Source organism: Streptomyces sp. NPDC055078 (genome assembly GCF_053607985.1).
In genome coordinates this window covers 1-1,133 of record NZ_JBSGUP010001152.1, presented here as the reverse complement: position 1 = coordinate 1,133, position 1,133 = coordinate 1, and the positions used below count along the sequence as shown (strand labels likewise).

General features: G+C 68.4%; 1 protein-coding gene. It reads right to left on the bottom strand.

The window, feature by feature from the left end; genetic code table 11:
- The coding region (locus ACWF94_RS40880; RefSeq protein WP_453500425.1) for an amino acid adenylation domain-containing protein at nt 1–1,133 on the bottom strand (1,133 nt) is incomplete at both ends.

The window sequence follows — 1,133 nt, the reverse complement described above, 5'->3', positions numbered from 1 at the left end:
CGGCCGAGGAAGTCGATGAGCCCGTCGCTGCGTCGGCGTGCGAGGTCTCCGGTGCGGTACATGCGGGTGCCCGGATCGCCGAAAGGATCGGCGACGAACCGCTCGGCCGTGAGCGAGAAACGTCCCAGATAGCCGCGCGCGTTCTGCGGCCCCGACAGATACAGCTCACCCGGCACACCGGGCGGTACCGGCCGCATTCTCGCGTCAAGGATGTGGGCGCGGGTGTTGTCGAGTGGGCGGCCGATGGTGGGTGTGGGGGAGTCGGTGGTACGGGCGATGAGGGCGTCGACGGTGAACTCGGTGGGGCCGTAGTAGTTGACCACCTCGACGTCCGGGATGCCCCGGAGTTCGTCCCACAGCGAGGGTGGTACGGCCTCTCCGCCGAGGAGGAAGAGAGGCGGTCGCGAGGTCCCGGCCAGCAGTCCGGCATCCAGCAGTTGACGTCCGTACGACGGGGTCACGTCGAGTGTGTCGATGCGGGCGTCACGCACATAGGCGACGACGGCTTCGGCGTCGCGGCGTTCGTATTCGTCGAGGATGTGGAGTTCGTGTCCGGCGACCAGCCAGAGGAGTTGTTCCCAGGAGGAGTCGAAGGAGAACGACGCGGTGTGCAGGGCCCGGACCCTCCGTCCGAGCCGACCCGCTACGGGCTGGTACAGCTCGCGCTCATGGTCACGGTAGAGGTTGGTGAGTCCGCCGTGAGTGAGGACGACACCCTTCGGCCGACCCGTGGAACCCGACGTATAGATCACATACGCCGCACTCTCCGCGTGAGGCTCCACAGCGGGCCGCTCGGACGGGAACCGCCCCAGATCAACGGTGTCCAGCACCAGCCGGGGTGCACCCGCCAGCTCCTGGACCGTGGAAGTGGTGACCACACACACCGGTTGGGCGTCGGTGAGCATGAACTCCAGGCGTTCGGCGGGGTAGTCGAGGTCGAGGGGGAGGTAGGCGCCTCCGGCTTTGAGTACGGCGAGGGTGGCGACGACGGTTTCGGCGGACCGGGGGAGTGCCAGGGCGACGACGGTGTCCGGGCCCACGCCTTGGGCGATGAGGAGGTGGGCGAGCCGGTTGGAGCGGGTGTCCAGGTCGGCGAAGGTCAGGTGGTTGTGGCCCGCGACGATGGCGGTGGC